Origin of the sequence: Enterobacter cloacae complex sp. IR53041, from assembly GCF_049238285.1 — a bacterium.
Taxonomy (GTDB): domain Bacteria; phylum Pseudomonadota; class Gammaproteobacteria; order Enterobacterales; family Enterobacteriaceae; genus Enterobacter; species Enterobacter roggenkampii.
The window spans coordinates 1-20,294 of the sequence record NZ_JBMKHB010000028.1; the positions used below are offsets into that span (position 1 = coordinate 1).

The 20,294-nt window shown below is 57.4% G+C and carries 15 protein-coding genes; 8 read left to right on the plus strand and 7 right to left on the minus strand.

Annotation, left to right across the window (positions count from 1 at the left end):
* On the plus strand, positions 1–76 hold a 76-nt coding region (locus ACOTXF_RS18070), incomplete at its 5' end, for an IS1 family transposase (protein WP_033802282.1).
* Between the two features lie 322 nt (positions 77–398).
* Complete coding sequence (locus tag ACOTXF_RS18075; protein ID WP_232926473.1) at positions 399–2,057, plus strand: ATP-dependent endonuclease; 1,659 nt, start codon at positions 399–401, stop codon at positions 2,055–2,057.
* Here ACOTXF_RS18075 and ACOTXF_RS18080 read toward each other — a convergent pair.
* A complete protein-coding gene (locus ACOTXF_RS18080; RefSeq protein ID WP_048961914.1) occupies positions 2,054–3,010 on the minus strand; it encodes a VirK/YbjX family protein in 957 nt (318 codons plus the stop codon). The genes ACOTXF_RS18075 and ACOTXF_RS18080 overlap by 4 nt on opposite strands.
* A 159-nt stretch (positions 3,011–3,169) precedes the next feature.
* Between ACOTXF_RS18080 and macA the strand changes: the two genes are divergently transcribed.
* Entirely contained in the window at positions 3,170–4,285 is a 1,116-nt protein-coding gene (gene macA / locus ACOTXF_RS18085) for a macrolide transporter subunit MacA (RefSeq protein WP_023292895.1), read from the plus strand.
* Positions 4,282–6,222 (plus strand): macrolide ABC transporter ATP-binding protein/permease MacB, encoded by a 1,941-nt coding sequence (gene macB, locus ACOTXF_RS18090; protein WP_008499994.1) that lies wholly within the window; start codon positions 4,282–4,284, stop codon positions 6,220–6,222. Before macA ends, macB begins: the two co-directional genes overlap by 4 nt.
* A 70-nt stretch (positions 6,223–6,292) precedes the next feature.
* Here macB and cspD read toward each other — a convergent pair whose 3' ends face one another.
* A complete protein-coding gene (gene cspD / locus ACOTXF_RS18095; RefSeq protein ID WP_008499993.1) occupies positions 6,293–6,514 on the minus strand; it encodes a cold shock-like protein CspD in 222 nt (73 codons plus the stop codon).
* Between the two features lie 267 nt (positions 6,515–6,781).
* Here cspD and clpS point away from each other — a divergent pair, with 267 nt between their 5' ends.
* Together clpS and clpA are read left to right on the plus strand one after the other, a co-directional pair.
* Positions 6,782–7,102, plus strand: coding sequence for an ATP-dependent Clp protease adapter ClpS (clpS, locus tag ACOTXF_RS18100; protein ID WP_006174393.1), 321 nt, complete (start codon positions 6,782–6,784; stop codon positions 7,100–7,102).
* 27 nt (positions 7,103–7,129) lie between these two features.
* On the plus strand, positions 7,130–9,409 hold the full coding sequence (gene clpA, locus ACOTXF_RS18105; RefSeq protein ID WP_014831269.1) for an ATP-dependent Clp protease ATP-binding subunit ClpA: 2,280 nt from the start codon (positions 7,130–7,132) through the stop codon (positions 9,407–9,409).
* 207 nt (positions 9,410–9,616) lie between these two features.
* Here clpA and infA read toward each other — a convergent pair whose 3' ends face one another.
* The 5 genes from infA to trxB form a co-directional block, all read right to left on the minus strand.
* On the minus strand, positions 9,617–9,835 hold the full coding sequence (gene infA, locus ACOTXF_RS18110; protein WP_002211347.1) for a translation initiation factor IF-1: 219 nt from the start codon (positions 9,833–9,835) through the stop codon (positions 9,617–9,619).
* Positions 9,836–10,119: 284 nt separating this feature from the next.
* Positions 10,120–10,824: a leucyl/phenylalanyl-tRNA--protein transferase gene (aat, locus tag ACOTXF_RS18115; RefSeq protein WP_008499991.1), complete on the minus strand. Its 705-nt coding sequence runs from the start codon at positions 10,822–10,824 to the stop codon at positions 10,120–10,122.
* A gap of 45 nt (positions 10,825–10,869) precedes the next feature.
* Positions 10,870–12,591: a heme ABC transporter ATP-binding protein/permease CydC gene (gene cydC / locus ACOTXF_RS18120; protein WP_048961912.1), complete on the minus strand. Its 1,722-nt coding sequence runs from the start codon at positions 12,589–12,591 to the stop codon at positions 10,870–10,872.
* Positions 12,591–14,357 carry a heme ABC transporter permease/ATP-binding protein CydD gene (gene cydD, locus ACOTXF_RS18125; RefSeq protein WP_047747108.1) on the minus strand — a complete coding sequence of 589 codons (1,767 nt, stop codon included), beginning with the start codon at positions 14,355–14,357 and terminating at the stop codon, positions 12,591–12,593. The genes cydC and cydD overlap by 1 nt, the downstream gene beginning before the upstream one ends.
* Positions 14,358–14,471: 114 nt before the next feature.
* Positions 14,472–15,440: a thioredoxin-disulfide reductase gene (gene trxB / locus ACOTXF_RS18130; RefSeq protein ID WP_021240886.1), complete on the minus strand. Its 969-nt coding sequence runs from the start codon at positions 15,438–15,440 to the stop codon at positions 14,472–14,474.
* 544 nt (positions 15,441–15,984) lie between these two features.
* Between trxB and lrp the strand changes: the two genes are divergently transcribed.
* Positions 15,985–16,479 (plus strand): leucine-responsive transcriptional regulator Lrp, encoded by a 495-nt coding sequence (gene lrp / locus ACOTXF_RS18135; RefSeq protein WP_000228469.1) that lies wholly within the window; start codon positions 15,985–15,987, stop codon positions 16,477–16,479.
* A 135-nt stretch (positions 16,480–16,614) separates the two neighbouring features.
* Positions 16,615–20,280, plus strand: coding sequence for a DNA translocase FtsK 4TM domain-containing protein (locus ACOTXF_RS18140; RefSeq protein WP_047747106.1), 3,666 nt, complete (start codon positions 16,615–16,617; stop codon positions 20,278–20,280).
* Positions 20,281–20,294: the final 14 nt, after the last annotated feature.

The window sequence follows — 20,294 nt, forward strand, 5'->3', positions numbered from 1 at the left end:
ACTGTCGTTCTCAAAATCGGTGGAGCTGCATGACAAAGTCATCGGGCATTATCTGAACATAAAACACTATCAGTAAGTTGGAGTCATTACCGCCAATTTTCTAAACATAACCACCTCAAATAATTTTCCGCACGCTTTCCCGCGCACGGGATATATCGCCATAAAGGGATGACGACTCAAAGAGTCCGTATTTTAGAAACCAATAACACCCCTTCGCCACTTAAATAAATTCGATTAATTTGATTTAAGGCAATGTGATGTCAATCCTTGTTCAAATCAGCGGTAAATAGAGCATAGACCAATTCTCGTAAGGGTGAATGTTGTGCTGTCGTGACAGGGCGCCTCCCGCTATACTGCTGATAACTTAAAGGAAAAAGTGAACATTGCGCGGGGGATTTATGCTTCTCGAACGTGTGGAAATTGTCGGGTTTCGCGGTATTAACCGCCTGTCGCTGCAGCTGGAACAGAACAACGTCCTGATCGGCGAGAACGCCTGGGGTAAGTCCAGCCTGCTGGATGCGCTGACGTTACTGCTTTCGCCCGAAGACGATCTGTATCACTTCGTTCGCGACGATTTCTGGTTCCCGCCCGGCGACGTGACGGGGCGCGAGAAGCACCTGCATATCATCCTGACGTTCCGCGAATCCGAACCCGGGCGCCATCGGGTGCGTCGCTTCCGCCCGCTGTCACCCTGCTGGGTGCCGTGCGATGACGGTTTCCACCGGATATTCTACCGGCTGGAAGGGGAGATGGCGGAAAACGAGGGCGTGTTGACCCTGCGTGATTTTCTTGATGAGAAGGCCAGCCCGATCCCGCTGGACAATATCGACGATCTTGCCCGCCACCTGATCCGCCTGACGCCGGTGCTGCGCCTGCGCGACGCGCGTTTTATGCGGCGCATCCGTAACGGTACCGTACCGAATATGCCGGAAGTGGAAGTCACCGCCCGCGAGCTGGATTTTCTGGCAAGAGAGCTGGTGTCGCGTCCGCAGAATCTGACCGACGGTCAAATTCGTCAGGGGTTGTCCGCAATGGTACAGCTGCTGGAGCACTATTTTTCCGAGCAGGGAACGTCGGAGTCGTGCCATCGCCTGATGCGCCGCCGCTCTCATGACGAACAGCGCAGCTGGCGCTACCTCGATATCATTAACCGGATGATCGACCGGCCCGGCGGTCGTACCCATCGGGTGATTTTGCTGGGGCTGTTTTCAACGCTTCTGCAGGCCAAAGGCACCGTGCGTCTTGACCGGGACGCCCGGCCGCTGCTGCTGGTGGAAGACCCGGAAACGCGCCTGCATCCCATCATGCTCTCCGTGGCATGGCATCTGCTGAATCTGCTGCCGCTCCAGCGCGTTACGACCACCAATTCCGGCGAATTATTATCGCTGACGCCGGTCGAGCACGTCTGTCGTCTGGTGCGTGAATCTTCCCGCGTCTCCGCCTACCGGTTAGGTCCGGGTGGATTGAACGCGGAAGACGGGCGGCGCATCGCGTTTCATATTCGCTTTAACCGCGCGTCGTCGCTCTTTGCCCGCTGCTGGCTGCTGGTGGAAGGAGAGACGGAAACCTGGGTCATCAACGAACTGGCGCGCCAGTGCGGCCACCATTTTGATGCGGAAGGCATCAAGGTGATTGAATTTGCCCAGTCGGGACTCAAGCCGCTGATAAAATTTGCCCGCCGGATGGGGATCGAGTGGCACGTTCTGGTCGACGGTGATGAGGCGGGCAAAAAATATGCCTCGACCGTGCGTAGCCTGCTGAATAACGAGCGCGAGGAAGAGCGCGACCATTTAACCATGCTGCCCGCGATGGACATGGAACACTTTATGTATCGTCAGGGGTTCGACGACGTATTCCACCGAATTGCCATGGTGCCGGTCGATGTCCCGATGAACATGCGGCGCGTGATCGCCAAAGCTATTCATCGTTCTTCAAAACCGGATTTAGCCATTGAAGTGGCGACGGAAGCGGGGAGACGGGGCGTGGAGGCGGTGCCGACCCTGCTGCGGAAGATGTTTTCCCGCGTGCTGTGGCTGGCACGCGGGAGAGCGGATTAACGTTGAGTCGCCTGGTTCACCTGCTGAATCAGGCTATCCAGCAGCGCGTAGCGGCGGCGATATTCGGAACGCTTTTTACTCGCGATCTCTTCCATCGGTTTGCGCGGCATGACGAGGGGCAGCATAAAGTTGCCGCTATCCTGCTTTTCACCGCCGATGGAGATCCAGAAACTGTCGTAATCGGCCAACAGTTTCCCCTCTTTTTTCTTGCGGTAGCGCCAGCTGCGATAAATATGGGTGTCGTTACTGACGGCGACAATCTGTTCTACCGGGAAGGCGGTGCCGAGGGTCATGGCGGCTTCGACCAGCAGACGTTTCGGGAACAGACCATGGCAGGCCTTCGTCGCGCCCTGGATCAGCTCATGGGGAACGTGGGCTTTTGCGCCCTGCAGGCCGCCGATAAACAGCGTCGATTTTCCCTCAAGCTGGCACAGGGTGAAGGTCATCTCGGCCAGCACCGTATTCTGATGGTCGCAGAAGGCGAGGGTGGCTTCCCCTTCTTTATCCAGAAACGCATCGGCACACAGGCGGACGGTAAATTGCTCTTCATCTTTACCGGTTAAGGTGAGCAGCGTGAAGCCTTTTTTCGACAGATAGCCCGAGAGCAGCGATGCCGGCATATGGTGGCTCATCGTTTGATAGTGCCAGTTAAGGGACTCGAGGGCCTGCTGGCGATGCATATTCACCGTCAGCCAGGGGCGATGCAGACGGCACGGCAGTCCTGGCTGTACCTGCAGCATTTGCATCAGGCTCGGCTGTTTTGCAAGGCTCGTCAACAGGCGAGCGGTACTTACAGGCGTCGCCAGCGAACGGAGCATGAATTTACGTCGATAGGCGGGGTTTTGCCACGCCAGCCCTGGCGTGAGCTTACCGGAAGCCAGATGACTGAAGAGCTGCCAACCCGATGCAGGCTGTGGCAGGTTTGAAAAAGGTGTATCGACGATGGAAGACATGTTAGATCCTGCTTCTTGATGAAGATTTCCATTTCAGCAGGCGAACGTTCAACGTCTCGTAAACAAATTGTGACGATTTCGGAGAACAGGGGTTTCGTTGAGGAGTCGTTTAGATAGAATCAGCATTTATCATTGCCAGAACATTTATTTGGAATATTTATGAACCTCAAGGGAAAACGCAGAACGCTGTTTCTGCTGCTGGCGGTCGTGGTGTTAGCCGGTGGGTACTGGCTATGGCAGGTGCTGAATGCGCCGGTGCCGCAGTATCAGACGCTGATTGTTCGTCCGGGCGAACTGCAACAAAACGTCCTCGCGACGGGCAAGCTTGATGCCCTGCGCAAGGTTGACGTTGGCGCACAGGTCAGCGGTCAGCTGAAAACGCTGTCGGTTGAGATTGGCGATAAGGTAAAAAAAGGCCAGCTGCTCGGCGTGATCGATCCTGAACAGGCCGAGAACCAGATCCGCGAGGTGGAAGCCACGCTGATGGAGCTGCGCGCGCAGCGTGCGCAGGCGCAGGCAGAGCGTAACCTGGCCCAGGTGACGCTGACCCGTCAGCAGGCGCTGGCCAAAACCCAGGCGATCTCGAAGCAGGATTTAGATACGGCCACCACGGAACTGGCGGTGAAGCAGGCGCAGATTGGCACGATTGACGCGCAAATCAAACGCAACCAGGCCTCGCTGGATACGGCGAAAACCAACCTCGACTACACCAAAATCGTTGCGCCGATGGCCGGGGAAGTGACGCAAATTACCACGCTGCAGGGGCAGACGGTGATTGCCGCGCAGCAGGCGCCCAACATTCTGACGCTGGCGGACATGAGCACCATGCTGGTCAAAGCTCAGGTCTCGGAGGCGGACGTTATCCATCTCAGGCCGGGGCAGAATGCCTGGTTTACGGTGCTGGGCGATCCGCAGACGCGCTACGAAGGCGTGCTGAAAGACATTCTCCCGACGCCGGAAAAGGTTAACGACGCCATCTTCTACTATGCCCGTTTTGAAGTGCCGAACCCGCAGGGCGTGCTGCGTCTCGACATGACCGCACAGGTGCATATCCAGCTGACCGGCGTGAAGAACGTGCTGACCATTCCCCTCTCCGCGCTGGGTGAGTCCGCCGGTGATAGCCGCTATAAAGTGAAAGTGCTGCGCAACGGCGAAACGCGCGAGCGCGAAGTGGTGATTGGCGCGCGCAACGACACCGACGTGGTGGTGGTGAAAGGGCTGGAAGAGGGTGAGGAGGTTATCATCAGCGAAAGCCTGCCCGGAGCCGCGAAATGACGGCATTGCTTGAGCTGAAAGACATTCGCCGCAGCTATCCGTCGGGCGATGGCCCGGTGGAGGTGCTAAAAGGCATCTCCCTTCGGGTGGAGGCGGGCGAGATGGTGGCGATTGTCGGGGCATCGGGCTCCGGTAAATCGACGCTGATGAACATTCTCGGCTGCCTGGATAAACCCACCAGCGGCACGTACCGCGTGGCCGGGACGGACGTCTCAACGCTGGACGGCGACGCGCTGGCGAAGCTGCGTCGGGAGCACTTCGGCTTTATCTTCCAGCGTTACCATCTGCTTTCTCACCTCAATGCCGCGCAGAACGTGGAAGTTCCGGCGGTCTATGCGGGCGTCGAGCGGAAAAAACGCCTCGAGCGCGCGCAGATGCTGCTGACGCGCCTGGGGCTGGCGGAGCGGGTGGAGTATCAGCCCTCGCAGCTGTCCGGCGGCCAGCAGCAGCGCGTGAGTATTGCCCGTGCCCTGATGAACGGTGGGCAGGTGATCCTCGCGGATGAGCCAACCGGCGCGCTCGACAGCCATTCCGGCGAAGAGGTGATGGCGATCCTGCACCAGCTTCGCGATCAGGGGCATACGGTCATTATCGTAACCCACGATCCGCAGGTGGCGGCGCAGGCGGAGCGAATCATTGAGATCCACGACGGCGAGCTGGTCAGCAACCCGCCGCCGCGTGAGTCCAGGGCTGCGGCGCCGAAAGAAGTGCTTCCGGCATCAACCGGATGGGGGCAATTTTCCAGCGGCTTTCGTGAAGCATTGACCATGGCCTGGCTGGCGATGGCGGCCAATAAAATGCGTACCCTGCTGACCATGCTCGGCATTATCATCGGTATCGCCTCGGTGGTGTCGATTGTGGTGGTGGGCGATGCGGCCAAGCAGCTGGTGCTGGCCGATATCCGCGCAATCGGGACCAACACCATTGACGTCTATCCCGGCAAAGACTTTGGTGACGACGAGCCTCAGTATCAGCAGGCGCTGAAATACGACGATCTGGCGGCCATTCAGAAGCAGCCGTGGGTCAACTCCGCCACGCCTGCGGTGTCGCAAAACCTGCGCCTGCGCGTGGGCAATGTTGACGTGGCGGCCAGCGCGAACGGCGTCAGCGGGGATTATTTCAACGTCTACGGTATGACCTTCAGCGAAGGCGCCACCTTTAACGCCGAACAGCTGGCGGGCAGGGCGCAGGTGGTGGTGCTGGACGCGAACTCGCGCAGGCAGCTCTTCCCCAATAAAGCCAACGTGGTGGGCGAAGTGATCCTGGTCGGCAACATGCCTGCCACGGTCATCGGCGTGGCGGAAGAGAAGCAGTCGATGTTTGGCAGCAGCAAGATCCTGCGCGTCTGGCTGCCGTACACCACCATCTCCGGGCGGATTATGGGCCAGTCCTGGCTCAACTCCATCACCGTGCGCGTGAAGGAGGGCTACGACAGCGCCATGGCCGAGCAGCAGCTTGAGCGGCTGCTCACCCTGCGCCACGGGAAGAAAGATTTCTTCACCTGGAATATGGACGGCCTCTTGAAAACGGCAGAAAAGACCACACGTACTCTTCAGCTGTTCCTCACGCTGGTGGCGGTGATTTCGCTGGTCGTCGGCGGTATCGGGGTGATGAACATCATGCTGGTGTCGGTAACCGAGCGTACCCGGGAGATTGGCATCCGCATGGCGGTCGGGGCCAGAGCCAGCGACGTGCTGCAGCAGTTTTTGATTGAAGCCGTGCTGGTGTGTCTGGTCGGCGGTGCGATGGGGATTGCGCTCTCGATGATGATCGCCTTCGCGCTCCAGCTCTTTTTACCCGGCTGGGAGATTGGCTTCTCGCCGGTGGCCATTATTACCGCATTCTTGTGTTCAACCTTTACCGGCATTTTGTTTGGCTGGTTGCCCGCCCGCAACGCGGCGCGACTGGATCCGGTGGATGCGCTGGCTCGGGAATAACCCGAAAATAAAAATGCCAGCCGATCGGGCTGGCATTTTGACTGCGGGATGTACACAATAAAACAGAGAGCTATGCAACCGTCTCTGCTTCAATGGGGACGATAAGGCTTGCATGATTGCCTTTTGGTCCCTGGTGGACATCGAACCGGACGGACTGCCCGGCTTTGAGCGTTCTGTAACCATCCATCTGAATGGTGGAATAGTGAGCGAAGATATCCTCGCCGCCGCCTTCGGGGCAGATGAAGCCAAACCCTTTGGCGTTGTTGAACCACTTAACAGTACCCATTTCCATGCTTCGACATCCTTCGTAAATCTTATAAGTTAAGATGGAATGAACCGGTGGTGGAGTGGGGGCTGTTCAAAACCTCGCCATCTCACGCTTGTACAATTTAGAGAAACGAAAGACGTCGTCAAGCGTTTGGCGCTGGAGATGGGACAATAATCAACCAAAGTTTGAAGCAGTTAACGCTATTGCAACAGTTTGTGACAGACATCGCGGATGACAGTAATAGATGATTGTTATCTAACATCTGAGGTAGATTCAAAGTGGTTATGCAAAATGGGTAAGACCAACGACTGGCTGGATTTTGACCAGCTGGCGGAAGACAAAGTGCGTGACGCGCTAAAACCGCCATCTATGTATAAAGTTATGTTAATGAACGATGATTACACGCCGATGGAATTTGTTATTGACGTGCTACAAAAGTTCTTTTCTTATGATGTAGAACGTGCAACGCAACTGATGCTTACCGTTCATTATCGTGGCAAAGCTATCTGCGGCATCTTCACAGCCGAAGTGGCGGAAACCAAAGTGGCGATGGTGAACGACTATGCGAGGGAGAACGAGCATCCGTTGCTGTGTACGCTGGAAAAGGCCTGATAAGGCATAAAATTGGGGGAGGTGCCTATGCTCAATCAAGAACTGGAACTCAGTTTAAACATGGCTTTCGCCAGAGCGCGTGAGCACCGACATGAGTTTATGACCGTCGAGCATTTACTGCTCGCACTGCTTAGCAACCCATCTGCCCGCGAAGCGCTGGAAGCCTGCTCCGTGGATCTGGTGGCGCTACGTCAGGAACTCGAAGCCTTCATCGAACAAACCACACCGGTGCTGCCGGCCAGTGAAGAAGAGCGCGACACGCAGCCGACGCTCAGCTTCCAGCGCGTGTTGCAGCGCGCGGTATTCCACGTCCAGTCTTCCGGACGTAGTGAAGTGACTGGCGCAAACGTCTTAGTCGCCATCTTCAGCGAGCAGGAGTCACAGGCTGCCTATCTGCTGCGCAAACACGAAGTCAGCCGCCTCGACGTGGTTAACTTTATCTCTCACGGAACGCGCAAAGACGAGCCTAACCAGGCATCGGATTCCAGCAATCAGGTCAATAACAATGAAGAGCAAGCAGGCGGGGAGGATCGTATGGAAAACTTCACCACCAACCTTAACCAGCTTGCTCGCGTTGGCGGTATCGACCCGCTGATTGGTCGCGATAAAGAGCTGGAGCGCGCGATCCAGGTGCTGTGCCGTCGCCGCAAGAACAACCCGCTGCTGGTGGGGGAATCTGGCGTGGGTAAAACCGCGATTGCCGAAGGCCTTGCCTGGCGCATTGTGCAGGGCGACGTACCGGAAGTGATTGCCGACTGCACCATCTACTCGCTGGACATTGGCTCGCTGCTGGCGGGCACCAAATACCGTGGTGATTTTGAAAAACGCTTCAAGGCGCTGTTAAAACAGCTGGAGCAGGACACCAACAGCATCCTGTTTATCGATGAAATCCACACCATCATCGGCGCAGGGGCGGCCTCCGGTGGCCAGGTGGATGCGGCTAACCTGATCAAACCGCTGCTCTCCAGCGGCAAGATCCGCGTGATTGGCTCCACCACCTACCAGGAGTTCAGCAACATCTTTGAGAAAGACCGCGCGCTGGCGCGCCGCTTCCAGAAAATCGACGTGACCGAACCGTCCGTCGAGGAAACGGTGCAGATCATCAACGGCCTGAAGCCGAAGTATGAAGCGCACCACGACGTGCGTTACACCGCGAAAGCGGTGCGTGCGGCGGTGGAGCTGGCGGTGAAATACATCAACGACCGTCATCTGCCGGATAAGGCGATTGACGTGATTGATGAGGCAGGGGCGCGTGCGCGCCTGATGCCGGCCAGCAAGCGTAAGAAAACCGTTAACGTGGCGGATATTGAGTCCGTGGTGGCCCGCATCGCGCGTATCCCTGAGAAGAGCGTCTCTCAGAGCGACCGCGACACGCTGCGCACCCTCGGCAACCGCCTGAAAATGCTGGTCTTTGGTCAGGATAAAGCCATTGAGGCCTTAACCGAAGCGATCAAGATGGCACGCGCAGGACTGGGGCATGAGCACAAGCCTGTCGGTTCCTTCCTGTTTGCCGGCCCGACCGGCGTGGGGAAAACCGAGGTAACGGTTCAGCTCTCTAAAGCACTGGGCATTGAGCTGCTGCGCTTTGATATGTCCGAGTATATGGAGCGTCACACCGTCAGCCGTTTGATTGGTGCGCCTCCGGGATACGTGGGCTTTGACCAGGGCGGCCTGCTCACCGACGCGGTGATCAAGCATCCGCACGCGGTACTGCTGCTCGATGAAATCGAGAAAGCGCACCCGGACGTGTTCAACATCCTGCTGCAGGTGATGGACAACGGGACGCTGACCGACAACAACGGGCGCAAAGCGGACTTCCGTAACGTGGTGCTGGTGATGACCACCAACGCCGGGGTACGTGAAACCGAGCGTAAATCCATCGGCCTGATCCACCAGGACAACAGCACCGATGCGATGGAGGAGATCAAGAAGATCTTCACGCCGGAGTTCCGTAACCGTCTGGACAACATTATCTGGTTCGATCACCTCTCTACCGAGGTGATCCATCAGGTCGTGGACAAGTTCATCGTCGAGCTGCAGGTTCAGCTGGATCAGAAAGGCGTGTCGCTGGAAGTAAGTCAGGAGGCCCGCAACTGGCTGGCCGAGAAAGGCTACGACCGTGCGATGGGGGCCCGTCCGATGGCGCGTGTGATTCAGGACAATCTGAAGAAACCGCTCGCGAACGAGCTGCTGTTTGGCTCGCTGGTGGATGGCGGCCAGGTGACCGTGGCGCTGGATCAGGCGAAGAACGAACTGACGTACGATTTCCAGAGTGCAGCGAAGCACAAGCCGGAAGCGGCTCACTGATTTCTTACGTAGGTCTTAAAAACCGGGCAATAGCCCGGTTTTTTTATGCCTGCCTTTCGCCCTCTCCCTGTGGAAGAGGGCTGGGATGAGGCCACCAGGTTGCCAAAAAATACATCCCCCGGCATAGCCAAATTAAAGCCACAAATAAAAAAGGCCGGGTTTAACCCGACCTTTTAAATATTCATCTGCCATTACAGGCGAAAATAATTAGCGACTACGGAAGACAATGCGGCCTTTGCTCAGGTCGTACGGGGTCAGTTCAACAGTCACTTTGTCGCCCGTCAAAATGCGGATGTAGTTTTTGCGCATTTTACCGGAGATGTGCGCAGTTACCACGTGACCGTTTTCCAGCTCTACGCGAAACATGGTATTAGGTAACGTATCAAGTACGGTACCCTGCATTTCAATATTGTCTTCTTTGGCCATCTAATCCTCTGGGGTATCACTACCAAGTTTTGAACCGGCAAGATAATGCCGAAATTCATCAATTAAGTAAAGAATTGCGCGTTTGAAACGCAGCAAAACAGTTTCGGCGCATTGCCCAAGCGTCACGGTACAACCGAACGGAAAGCGCATTCGTAAAGGGGATACAACAGGATAAACGTCAGGACGTTATCTGAAGCGAAGGTCCCAAACGGCGGCGGGGCAACAGGCAGAAGCTACTCTGCGGCGTAATTATAACACCCTCACAAAAAATATGCGGAAAACATTTAGGCATTGGGCATAAAGAGCGTTCTCGGTATCCAGAAGTCGCGCGGGAGCTTTTCCTGACGGCTGGCATCCAGATGCTCGATGTACTGGCGTCGCGGTATCTCAACGGCGCCGAGGGAAGCCGTGTGCTCATTGAGCACCTGACAATCGATCAGGCGTCCGCCGCGCTGGGCAAATGCCTGGCAGAAGACCAGCAGCGCTGTTTTCGAGGCGTTAACCGCGCGGGAGAACATCGACTCACCACAAAACAGCGTTCCCTGCGCCACGCCATACATGCCGCCGACCAGTGCTCCGCCGTCCCACACCTCAATGGAGTGCGCGTAGCCAAGCTCGTGAAGCTGGTGGTAGGCGGTAATGATATCGCGGGTTATCCATGTTCCCTCAAACCGGTCTTCGGCACAGCCTTCAATGACCTGACCAAAGGCGTGGTTCAGGGTGACGCGGTACGGTGATTTTGCATGGAAACGCTTCATGCTGCGGCTCAGGTGAAACTGCTCTGGCCACAGCACGGCACGCGGATCGGGAGACCACCATAAAATCGGGTCGCCGGGAGAAAACCAAGGGAAGATGCCGCGCTGGTACGCCATCAACAGCCGCGCAGGGCTGAGGTCACCGCCAAGGGCCAGCAGCCCATTGGGCTCACGCAGCGCCCCTTCCGGAGAAGGGAACGCGATGTTATGACGAGAAAGCTGGACCAGGCGCATGACAGCAAAACTCCAGTACGCGAGTGAGGACGCTACAAATATAGTCTACAGACGCTGTTTAAACTGGAAGTAGCGACCCTGTTTCGCCAACAGCTCTGCGTGACTACCTTGCTCAATAATGTGTCCGTTGTCCATCACAATTATCCGATCAAAACTCGCCAGTCCGCGCAGGCGGTGCGTGACCATCAGGACGGTTTTACCGGTCATGACATTGGCCAGCAAATCAAGGATTTGGCTCTCGGTCGTGGCATCCAGTCCTTCAGTGGGTTCGTCAAGCAGCATCAGCGGCGCATCGTGCAGCAGCGCGCGCGCAATCGCCAGACGGCGCAGCTCTCCGCCGGAAAGCTGACGACCGCCTTCACCGAGCCAGCTGTTCAGTCCATCGCCCTCAAGCAGCTTATGCAGACCGGCCTGTTCCAGCACGGCGCGAAGCGCATCATCAGAGGCCTCTGGCGCAGCCAGCAGCAGGTTATCGCGCAGGGTGGCGCTAAACAGATGCACCCGCTGCGGAACGACGCTGACGGTTTTGCGCAGGGCCTGCTCGCTGAAATCGGTCAGCAACGTATTATTAAAACGAATCTGACCGCGCTGCGGGTCCCAGGCGCGGGTCAACAGCTGCAGCAGCGTCGATTTACCGCAGCCGGTACGGCCGAGGATCGCAATCCGCTGACCGGCATTCACAGAAAGGGTGATACCGTCCAGCGCGTTCTGCGCCTGTTTGTCATAGCTGAAGGTAACATCTTCAAGCGTCAGCGCAACCTGCTCAGGGACAGCGGTCTGCACGGCACTGAACGTGACTTCAGGCTCCTGCTCGGCAATCTGGGTGATGCGCAGGGCAGAGGCGATGACCTGTCCCAGATGCTGGAAGGCGCCCGTCACCGGAGCCAGCGCTTCAAACGCGGCCAGCGCACAGAAAACGAAAAGGGCAATAAGCGGACCTGGCTGTGTGTTTCCCCCAATATCGCCGGAAGCCAGCCACAGCATGGCAATCACCGCCACGCCGCCGATCAGCATCATCAGCGCCTGAGAGAAGGCCGTCAGTTCCGACTGACGGTGCTGGGCCTCATGCCAGTTCAGCTCCGTACTTTCCATCCGCGCGCGGTAGCGCTTGCTGGCACCAAAAATGGTCAGCTCTGCCTGCCCCTGAAGCCAGGCGGTCAGCTGCTGGCGGTAGTCCCCGCGCAGGCGCGTCAGGTTTTCCCCGGTGGATTTCCCGGCGCGGTAAAACAGCGGCGGCAGAACGATAAGCGTCAGCAGCATGATCCCGCCCAGCGTCAGCGCAACGGGAACATCCAGAACAGACAGCCCCAGCGTGACCACCACAATCACCACAAACGCGCCCACGATCGGGGAAATCACCCGCAGGTAAAGGTGATCCAGCGTGTCAACGTCCGCCACCACGCGGTTAAGCAATTCACCCTGACGAAAACGCGCCAGCCCGGCAGGGGAGAGGGGCAGCAGTTTGCTGAAGGTATAGATACGCAGGTGCTGCAGCACGCGGAAAGTGGCGTCGTGGCTGACCAGCCGTTCGAAATAGCGTCCGGCAGTACGGGTGATAGCGGTACCGCGAACCCCGGCAGCCGGAAGCATATAGTTGAAGCTGTATAATCCGGCGAACCCCGCGACGGCCGAGGCCGACAGGAACCAGCCGGAAAGCGTGAGCAGGCCGATGCTGGCGAGCAGCGTGACAATCGCCAGCACAATCCCCAGCGTCAGCATCCATTTGTGGCGTTTATAGAGCGCAAGATAAGGCAGCAGAGCGCGCATCAGATATCCTCCTGACGGTTTGCCAGCAGGGTCGCAAATGGCCCCTGGGCGGCAACGAGAGAGGCGTAGTCGCCTTGCTCAACAATACGGCCGTTTTCCATGACCCAGATCTGGTCCCAGTCGGCAATCCCTTCCAGCTGGTGGGTGACCATCAAGGTGGTTTGCTGCAGGGAGGCGGCGTTAAGCGCTTCCATTACGCGCTGCTCGCTGTGTGCGTCAAGGCTGGCTGCGGGCTCGTCCAGCAGCATGAGCTGGCATGGGTTGAGCAGCGCGCGGGCAACGGCCACACGCTGCGCCTGCCCGACCGACAGCCCGGCGGACTGGTCGCCGACTATGGTATCCACCCCTTGCGGCAGCAGCGGCAGAAATTCGCTGACCCAGGCGCGGTCGAGAACCGATTGCAGCTCATCTTCACGCGCGTCCGGGCGCGCCAGAAGCACGTTTTCGCGCAGCGTCGGGGCGGGAAGCTGCGGGTTTTGGCCTACCCAGCTGAGCTGTTTACGCCAGGCGTCAGGATCGAGGTTGCGCAGTTCGGTTTTGTTGATTCGCAGTGAACCCGTGTAGGCCATAAAACCGGATAGCGCGTTCAGCAGAGAACTTTTCCCGGAACCGCTGATGCCGACAAGCACCACGCGTTGTCCGGCAGGTAAGGTAAAGTTCAGCGGACCGGCGAGCACTTTGCCTTCGGGCGACAGAATGGAAAAGTCCTGCGCTTCAATGGTCACGGGGTCTTTTGCATTCAGCGTTACATCACCGCGCTCCGGGTGGGCCAGCGGCGTTTCCAGGAACGTTTTCAGGCTATCGGCGGCGCCAACCGCCTGGGCTTTGGCGTGATAGAAGGTCCCCAGATCGCGAAGCGGCTGGAAAAACTCCGGCGCCAGGATCAGCGCCAGAAACCCGGCGGAAAGGGTCACCGCCGTGCCGTAATGGCCGAAATCCAGCGCGCCGAGGTAGGAGAAGCCGAAGTAGACCGCCACGAGGGCAATCGACAGCGAGGTGAAGAATTCCAGTACGCCGGAGGACAGGAAGGCGAGGCGTAACACTTCCATGGTGCGCTGACGAAAGTCCTGCGACGCCAGGCGAATATTTTCGGTTTCCGCTTCACCGCGGCCAAAAATGCGCAACGTCTCCATGCCGCGAAGGCGATCGAGGAAATGACCGCTCAGTCGACCCAGAGCCAGGAAGTTTCTGCGGTTGGCATCCGCTGCCCCCATCCCGACCAGCGCCATAAAAAGCGGGATCAGCGGGGCGGTGCCCATAAGAATCAGCGCTGCCATCCAGTTCACCGGGAAAATGGCGATCACGATCAGCAGCGGAACGAAGACGGCAAGGGCCATCTGCGGCAGATAGCGCGCGTAGTAGTCATGCATATCGTCAATCTGCTCAAGGATCAACGTCGCCCAGCTACCGGCCGGTTTACCCTGGATCCACGCGGGCCCGGCTTCCTGAAGCCTGTCGAGCACCTGACGGCGGATCTCGTAGCGGATGTGCTGTCCGGCGTGAAAACCGACGCGCTCACGCAGCCACACCACCCAGGCGCGCAGGATAAAAATCAGGATCAGGACAATAAAGGGCAGCAGGAGCGCTTCGCGGGGAATGTTCTCCATGATCATGTGATTAAGAATGCGGGCCAGCAGCCATGCCTGGGCAACAATCAACAGACCGCTGATGAAACCCAAAATACGGGAAATCGTAAGCCAGCGGCGGGAAAGAACGCTTTGCTGTTTCAGCCAGCGTGTTAACTCTTGTTGACGGGTTTTTTCCATTGCGTACTTTGCAGGTGACGTTATTAGAAGTTGGGCAGCGCAATGTTACAACGGGGAGACAATAAAGGCGACTTATCGCCGCCTTTATTTACGTTTGTTACTGACTTGTAAAGATTATTTACCTTGTTCAGCCAGTCCATCGAGGTAGCGTTCAGCGTCCAGCGCGGCCATACAGCCGGTGCCCGCAGAGGTGATCGCCTGACGGTAAATGTGGTCCATTACGTCGCCGGCCGCGAATACGCCCGGGATGCTGGTTTGAGTCGCATTACCGTGAATGCCGGACTGCACTTTGATGTAGCCGTTTTCCAGCTCCAGCTGGCCTTCGAAGATCGCGGTGTTCGGGCTGTGGCCGATAGCCACGAACAGACCCGCCACTTCCAGCGTTTCGACGTTATCGGTGTTCTGGGTATCACGGATACGCAGACCGGCAACGCCCATCTGGTCGCCCGTCACCTCTTCCAGGGTGCGGTTGGTGTGCAGCACGATGTTGCCGCTTGCCACCTTATCCATCAGACGTTTGATCAGGATCTTCTCCGCGCGGAAGGTCTCGCGACGGTGGATCAGGTGCACTTCAGAGGCAATGTTGGCCAGATAAAGCGCTTCTTCCACCGCGGTGTTACCGCCGCCGATAACCGCGACTTTCTGGTTGCGATAGAAGAAACCGTCGCAGGTGGCGCAGGCAGAAACCCCGCGGCCTTTAAACGCTTCTTCGGATGGCAGACCGAGATAACGGGCAGAGGCGCCGGTAGCGATGATCAGCGCGTCACAAGTGTATTCACCGCTGTCACCCGTCAGGCGGAACGGACGGTTCTGCAGGTCGACCTTGTTGATGTGATCGAACAGAATTTCGGTTTCGAATTTAGCGGCATGCTCGTGCATGCGCTCCATCAGCAGCGGCCCGGTCAGGTCGTTCGGGTCCCCTGGCCAGTTTTCCACTTCGGTGGTGGTGGTCAGCTGACCGCCTTTTTCCATGCCGGTGATGAGTACCGGGTGCAGGTTAGCGCGTGCAGCATAGACCGCCGCGGTATATCCCGCAGGTCCAGAACCAAGGATTAGCAGCTTACTGTGTTTGGCCGTGCCCATGAGATCCCCATTGTTGTTGGCAGACATTTGGCTGGATTGTAGGGAATTTGTTGTCGTAAAAAAAGAGCGCAGCAATTTTGATATCAATCTGTGTAATAGCCGTGGACGATGAATCGCGCGCGATAACATCACGCTTTCTTAAGAAAACCGGTCGTTTATAAGGCAATAAAATGAGGATTAATACCCTGTCGTAATGAATATCCGGCATGTTGTACTAAAAAACGATGTTTTGCTTTGACAATCCCCTGCGCTTTTGCGAAAACATTCAAGGAAGAAAAAAAACCGCGTTAACCGTATGCCGCATAGGCATGCACGTAAATGCCATTTTTACCGGGTCAGTGAAATCTACGCATGGCGTGGACAGACGCCATACGTGATGTCGGTGACAGCCTTCGGGCAACGGTCTTCTTACCAACAGAACCCGAATCCGCATCGCGTCTAATACAAAACCAGGCGATGTGATGACTAACGGGTACAGGCTCTGAACAGTGATGTGCACAGGGTCCAGGCAGGAGTAGGGAAGGAATACAGAGAGACAATAATAATGGTAGATAGCAAGAAGCGCCCTGGCAAAGATCTCGACCGTATCGATCGTAACATTCTGAATGAATTGCAAAAGGATGGGCGTATTTCCAACGTCGAGCTTTCAAAACGTGTGGGACTTTCCCCGACGCCGTGCCTTGAGCGTGTGCGCCGACTGGAAAGACAGGGTTTTATTCAGGGCTATACGGCTCTGCTGAACCCGCATTATCTGGATGCCTCACTTCTGGTATTTGTTGAGATTACTCTGAATCGTGGTGCGCCGGATGTGTTTGAGCAATTTAACGCCGCTGTACAAAAACTTGAAGAAATTCAAGAGTGTCATCTGGTGTCCGGTGATTTCGACTACCTGTTGAAAACCCGTGTGCCTGATATGTCCGCCTACCGTAAGCTGCTGGGGGAAACCCTGTTGCGTCTGCCGGGCGTGAACGACACCCGTACTTATGTGGTAATGGAAGAGGTCAAACAGAGCAATCGTCTGGTTATTAAGACGCGCTAACACGGAACAGGTGCAAAATCAGCGTAGTTTGATTACACTCCTGTTAATCCATACAGCAACAGTGCCGGGGAGTCCCGGCGCTGTTGTCCGTTTTAGCAAACAGGCAGGATATGCCTGATACCTGGAGAGCCTTTCTTGAGCCAGGAATACACTGAAGACAAAGAAGTCACACTATCGAAGCTAAGCAGCGGACGTCGTCTCCTCGAGGCTTTGCTGATTGTTATTGCCCTTTTTGCCGTCTGGCTGATGGCAGCCTTACTCAGTTTCAACCCCTCTGATCCCAGCTGGTCACAAACTGCATGGCATGAGCCTATCCATAATTTAGGCGGTGTCCCCGGTGCCTGGCTTGCGGACACGCTGTTTTTCATTTTCGGTGTGATGGCCTACACCCTTCCCGTCATTATCATTGGCGGATGCTGGTTTGCGTGGCGTCATCGTCAGAACGATGATTACATCGACTATTTCGCCGTCTCGCTGCGCCTCATTGGCGCGCTGGCGCTGATCCTTACCTCCTGCGGGCTGGCAGCGATCAATGCGGATGATATCTGGTACTTCGCCTCTGGCGGGGTAATCGGCAGCTTATTAAGTTCCGCGCTTCAGCCGATGCTGCACAGCAGCGGCGGCACGCTGGCGCTGCTGTGCATCTGGGCCGCCGGGCTGACGCTGTTTACCGGCTGGTCCTGGGTGAGCATTGCCGAGAAAATTGGCAGCTTTATCCTCACCATTCTGACCTTCGCCAGTAACCGTACCCGTCGTGACGATACGTGGGTGGATGAAGACGAATACGAAGATGAAGAGGAAGACGACGCGCCTGTGCAGCGTCGCGAGTCTCGTCGTGCCAGAATTCTGCGCGGTGCGCTGGCGCGTCGCCAGCGTGTTGCTGAGAAATTTGCCAACCCGCTGGGCCGTAAAACCGATGCGGCGCTCTTCTCCGGTAAACGCATGGATGAAGACGAGCAGGTTGAGTACCGTGCAGCAGGTACCGCCGTCGATCCTGATGATGTGCTTTTTTCCGGTAGCCGTGCCACGCCGGGTGACTTCGACGAATACGATCCACTGTTGAACGGCCACTCGGTTACCGAGCCGGTTGCGGCTGCCGCCGCCGCGACGACCGCTGCGCAGGCGTATGCCGCGCCTGTCGACGCCGTGATGCCATCCGCGCCGGTCCCGCCGCCGGAATCCGTTATTCAGCAACCTCAGGTTGACTGGCAGACTGCGCCGGGTGTTCATACGCCGGAGCCCGTTATTGCGCCTGAACCTGAAAGCTACATCCCCGTGCAGCAGGAACAGTGGCAGCAGCCTTATCAGCCGCCGCAGCCTGAGTATGCACCGCAGCAATATCAGCAGCCAGTGTCCCAGCCGTATCAGGAGTACGTGCCTGAACCCGTTGAACCTGTGCAGCCTTACGTTGCACCTCAGCCTGAACCTGAGCCTGAAATCGTGGAAGAGGTGAAGCCTGCGCGTCCGCCGCTGTACTATTTCGAAGAAGTCGAAGAGCGTCGTGCGCGTGAACGCGAACAGCTGGCCGCCTGGTATCAGCCTGTGCCTGAACCGGTGCAGGAGCCGGTTACGAAGGCGCCTTCTGTTTCTGTTCCGCCGGTCGACCCGACGCCTGCTGTAGCACCCGTAACGGAAGGCGTTAAGCAGGCTACTGCGGCCGCAGCAGCGGCGGCACCGGTCTTTAGCCTGGCAACAGGGGGCGCACCGCGTCCTCAGGTGAAAGAGGGGATTGGTCCGCAACTGCCTCGTCCTAACCGCGTCCGCGTGCCAACCCGCCGCGAGCTTGCTTCTTATGGCATCAAGCTGCCTTCCCAGCGCATGGCTGAAGAAAAAGCGCGCGAGTCTGAGTACGACGATGATGCTGATGAAATGCAGCAGGACGAGCTGGCCCGCCAGTTCGCTGCGCAGCAAAATCAGCGCTACGGTCAAGACTATCAGCACGACGAACCTGCGCTGGAAGACGACGATGATGCGGCAGAAGCCGAATTAGCGCGCCAGTTTGCGGCAACGCAGCAGCAGCGTTACTCCGGTGAACAGCCGGCAGGGGCAAATCCGTTCTCACTGTCGGACTTTGAATTCTCGCCGATGAAAGATCTGGTGGATGATGGCCCAAGCGAGCCTTTATTTACCCCGAGCGTGATGCCGGAAGCGGAGCCTGTGCGCCAGCAGACACCATCGACCTACGCACAGCAACCTGTTCAACAGCCGTATGTGCAACCACAGCAGCCGCAGTTCCAGCAGCCTGCGCCTCAGCCGCAGGAAAGTCTGATTCACCCGCTGCTGATGCGTAACGGTGACAGCCGTCCGCTGCAGCGTCCAAGCACGCCGCTGCCGTCGCTGGATCTGTTAACGCCTCCGCCGTCAGAAGTGGAGCCGGTCGATACCTTCGCGCTGGAGCAGATGGCGCGTCTGGTTGAAGCCCGTCTGGCTGACTTCCGTATCAAGGCGGACGTGGTGAACTACTCGCCGGGTCCGGTGATCACCCGTTTTGAACTGAACCTGGCGCCGGGCGTAAAAGCCGCGCGTATTTCCAACCTGTCCCGCGACCTGGCGCGTTCTCTGTCAACCGTGGCGGTGCGCGTGGTGGAAGTGATACCGGGCAAACCGTACGTTGGTCTTGAGCTGCCGAACAAGAAACGTCAGACCGTCTACCTGCGTGAAGTGCTGGATAACACCAAGTTCCGTGATAACCCATCTCCACTGACCGTGGTGCTGGGTAAAGATATCGCTGGCGATCCGGTGGTGGCAGACCTCGCAAAAATGCCTCACCTGCTGGTCGCGGGTACCACCGGTTCCGGTAAGTCCGTCGGTGTGAACGCCATGATCCTCAGCATGCTCTATAAAGCGCAGCCGGAAGATGTGCGTTTCATCATGATCGACCCGAAAATGCTCGAACTGTCGGTCTATGAAGGTATTCCACATCTGCTGACTGAAGTGGTCACCGACATGAAAGACGCCGCCAACGCCCTGCGCTGGAGCGTGAATGAGATGGAACGCCGCTACAAGCTGATGTCTGCGCTGGGCGTGCGTAACCTGGCCGGCTATAACGAGAAAATCGCCGAAGCGGCGCGCATGGGCCGTCCGATTCCGGATCCGTACTGGAAGCCGGGTGACAGCATGGATGCCCAGCATCCGGTGCTGGAAAAACTGCCTTATATCGTGGTGCTGGTCGACGAATTCGCTGACCTGATGATGACCGTCGGTAAGAAAGTGGAAGAGCTGATTGCCCGTCTGGCGCAGAAAGCGCGTGCGGCCGGTATTCACCTTGTGCTGGCGACCCAGCGTCCTTCCGTGGACGTTATCACCGGTCTGATTAAAGCGAACATTCCGACGCGTATCGCCTTCACCGTATCAAGTAAAATTGACTCCCGTACCATTCTTGACCAGGGCGGCGCAGAGTCGCTGCTGGGGATGGGTGACATGCTCTATTCCGGGCCGAACTCCACCTCTCCGGTGCGTGTTCACGGCGCGTTCGTGCGCGACCAGGAAGTGCACGCGGTCGTGCAGGACTGGAAAGCGCGCGGTCGTCCGCAATACGTCGATGGCATCACCAGCGATACGGAAAGCGAAGGCGGCGGCGGTGGCTTTGACGGCGGTGAAGAGCTGGATCCGTTATTCGATCAGGCGGTGAATTTCGTTACCGAAAAACGTAAAGCGTCTATCTCCGGTGTACAGCGTCAGTTCCGCATCGGCTATAACCGCGCTGCGCGCATTATCGAGCAGATGGAAGCGCAGGGCATTGTGAGCGAGCAGGGGCATAACGGTAACCGCGAGGTGCTGGCTCCGCCACCGTTTGATTAACCTTCCGAGATTGC

Coding starts and splice junctions, on each gene's coding strand:
- ACOTXF_RS18075 (WP_232926473.1), top strand. CDS start 399: ATGCTTCTCGAACGTGTGGAAATTGTCGGGTTTCGCGGTATTAACCGC.
- ACOTXF_RS18080 (WP_048961914.1), bottom strand. CDS start 3,010: ATGTCTTCCATCGTCGATACACCTTTTTCAAACCTGCCACAGCCTGCA.
- macA (WP_023292895.1), top strand. CDS start 3,170: ATGAACCTCAAGGGAAAACGCAGAACGCTGTTTCTGCTGCTGGCGGTC.
- macB (WP_008499994.1), top strand. CDS start 4,282: ATGACGGCATTGCTTGAGCTGAAAGACATTCGCCGCAGCTATCCGTCG.
- cspD (WP_008499993.1), bottom strand. CDS start 6,514: ATGGAAATGGGTACTGTTAAGTGGTTCAACAACGCCAAAGGGTTTGGC.
- clpS (WP_006174393.1), top strand. CDS start 6,782: ATGGGTAAGACCAACGACTGGCTGGATTTTGACCAGCTGGCGGAAGAC.
- clpA (WP_014831269.1), top strand. CDS start 7,130: ATGCTCAATCAAGAACTGGAACTCAGTTTAAACATGGCTTTCGCCAGA.
- infA (WP_002211347.1), bottom strand. CDS start 9,835: ATGGCCAAAGAAGACAATATTGAAATGCAGGGTACCGTACTTGATACG.
- aat (WP_008499991.1), bottom strand. CDS start 10,824: ATGCGCCTGGTCCAGCTTTCTCGTCATAACATCGCGTTCCCTTCTCCG.
- cydC (WP_048961912.1), bottom strand. CDS start 12,591: ATGCGCGCTCTGCTGCCTTATCTTGCGCTCTATAAACGCCACAAATGG.
- cydD (WP_047747108.1), bottom strand. CDS start 14,357: ATGGAAAAAACCCGTCAACAAGAGTTAACACGCTGGCTGAAACAGCAA.
- trxB (WP_021240886.1), bottom strand. CDS start 15,440: ATGGGCACGGCCAAACACAGTAAGCTGCTAATCCTTGGTTCTGGACCT.
- lrp (WP_000228469.1), top strand. CDS start 15,985: ATGGTAGATAGCAAGAAGCGCCCTGGCAAAGATCTCGACCGTATCGAT.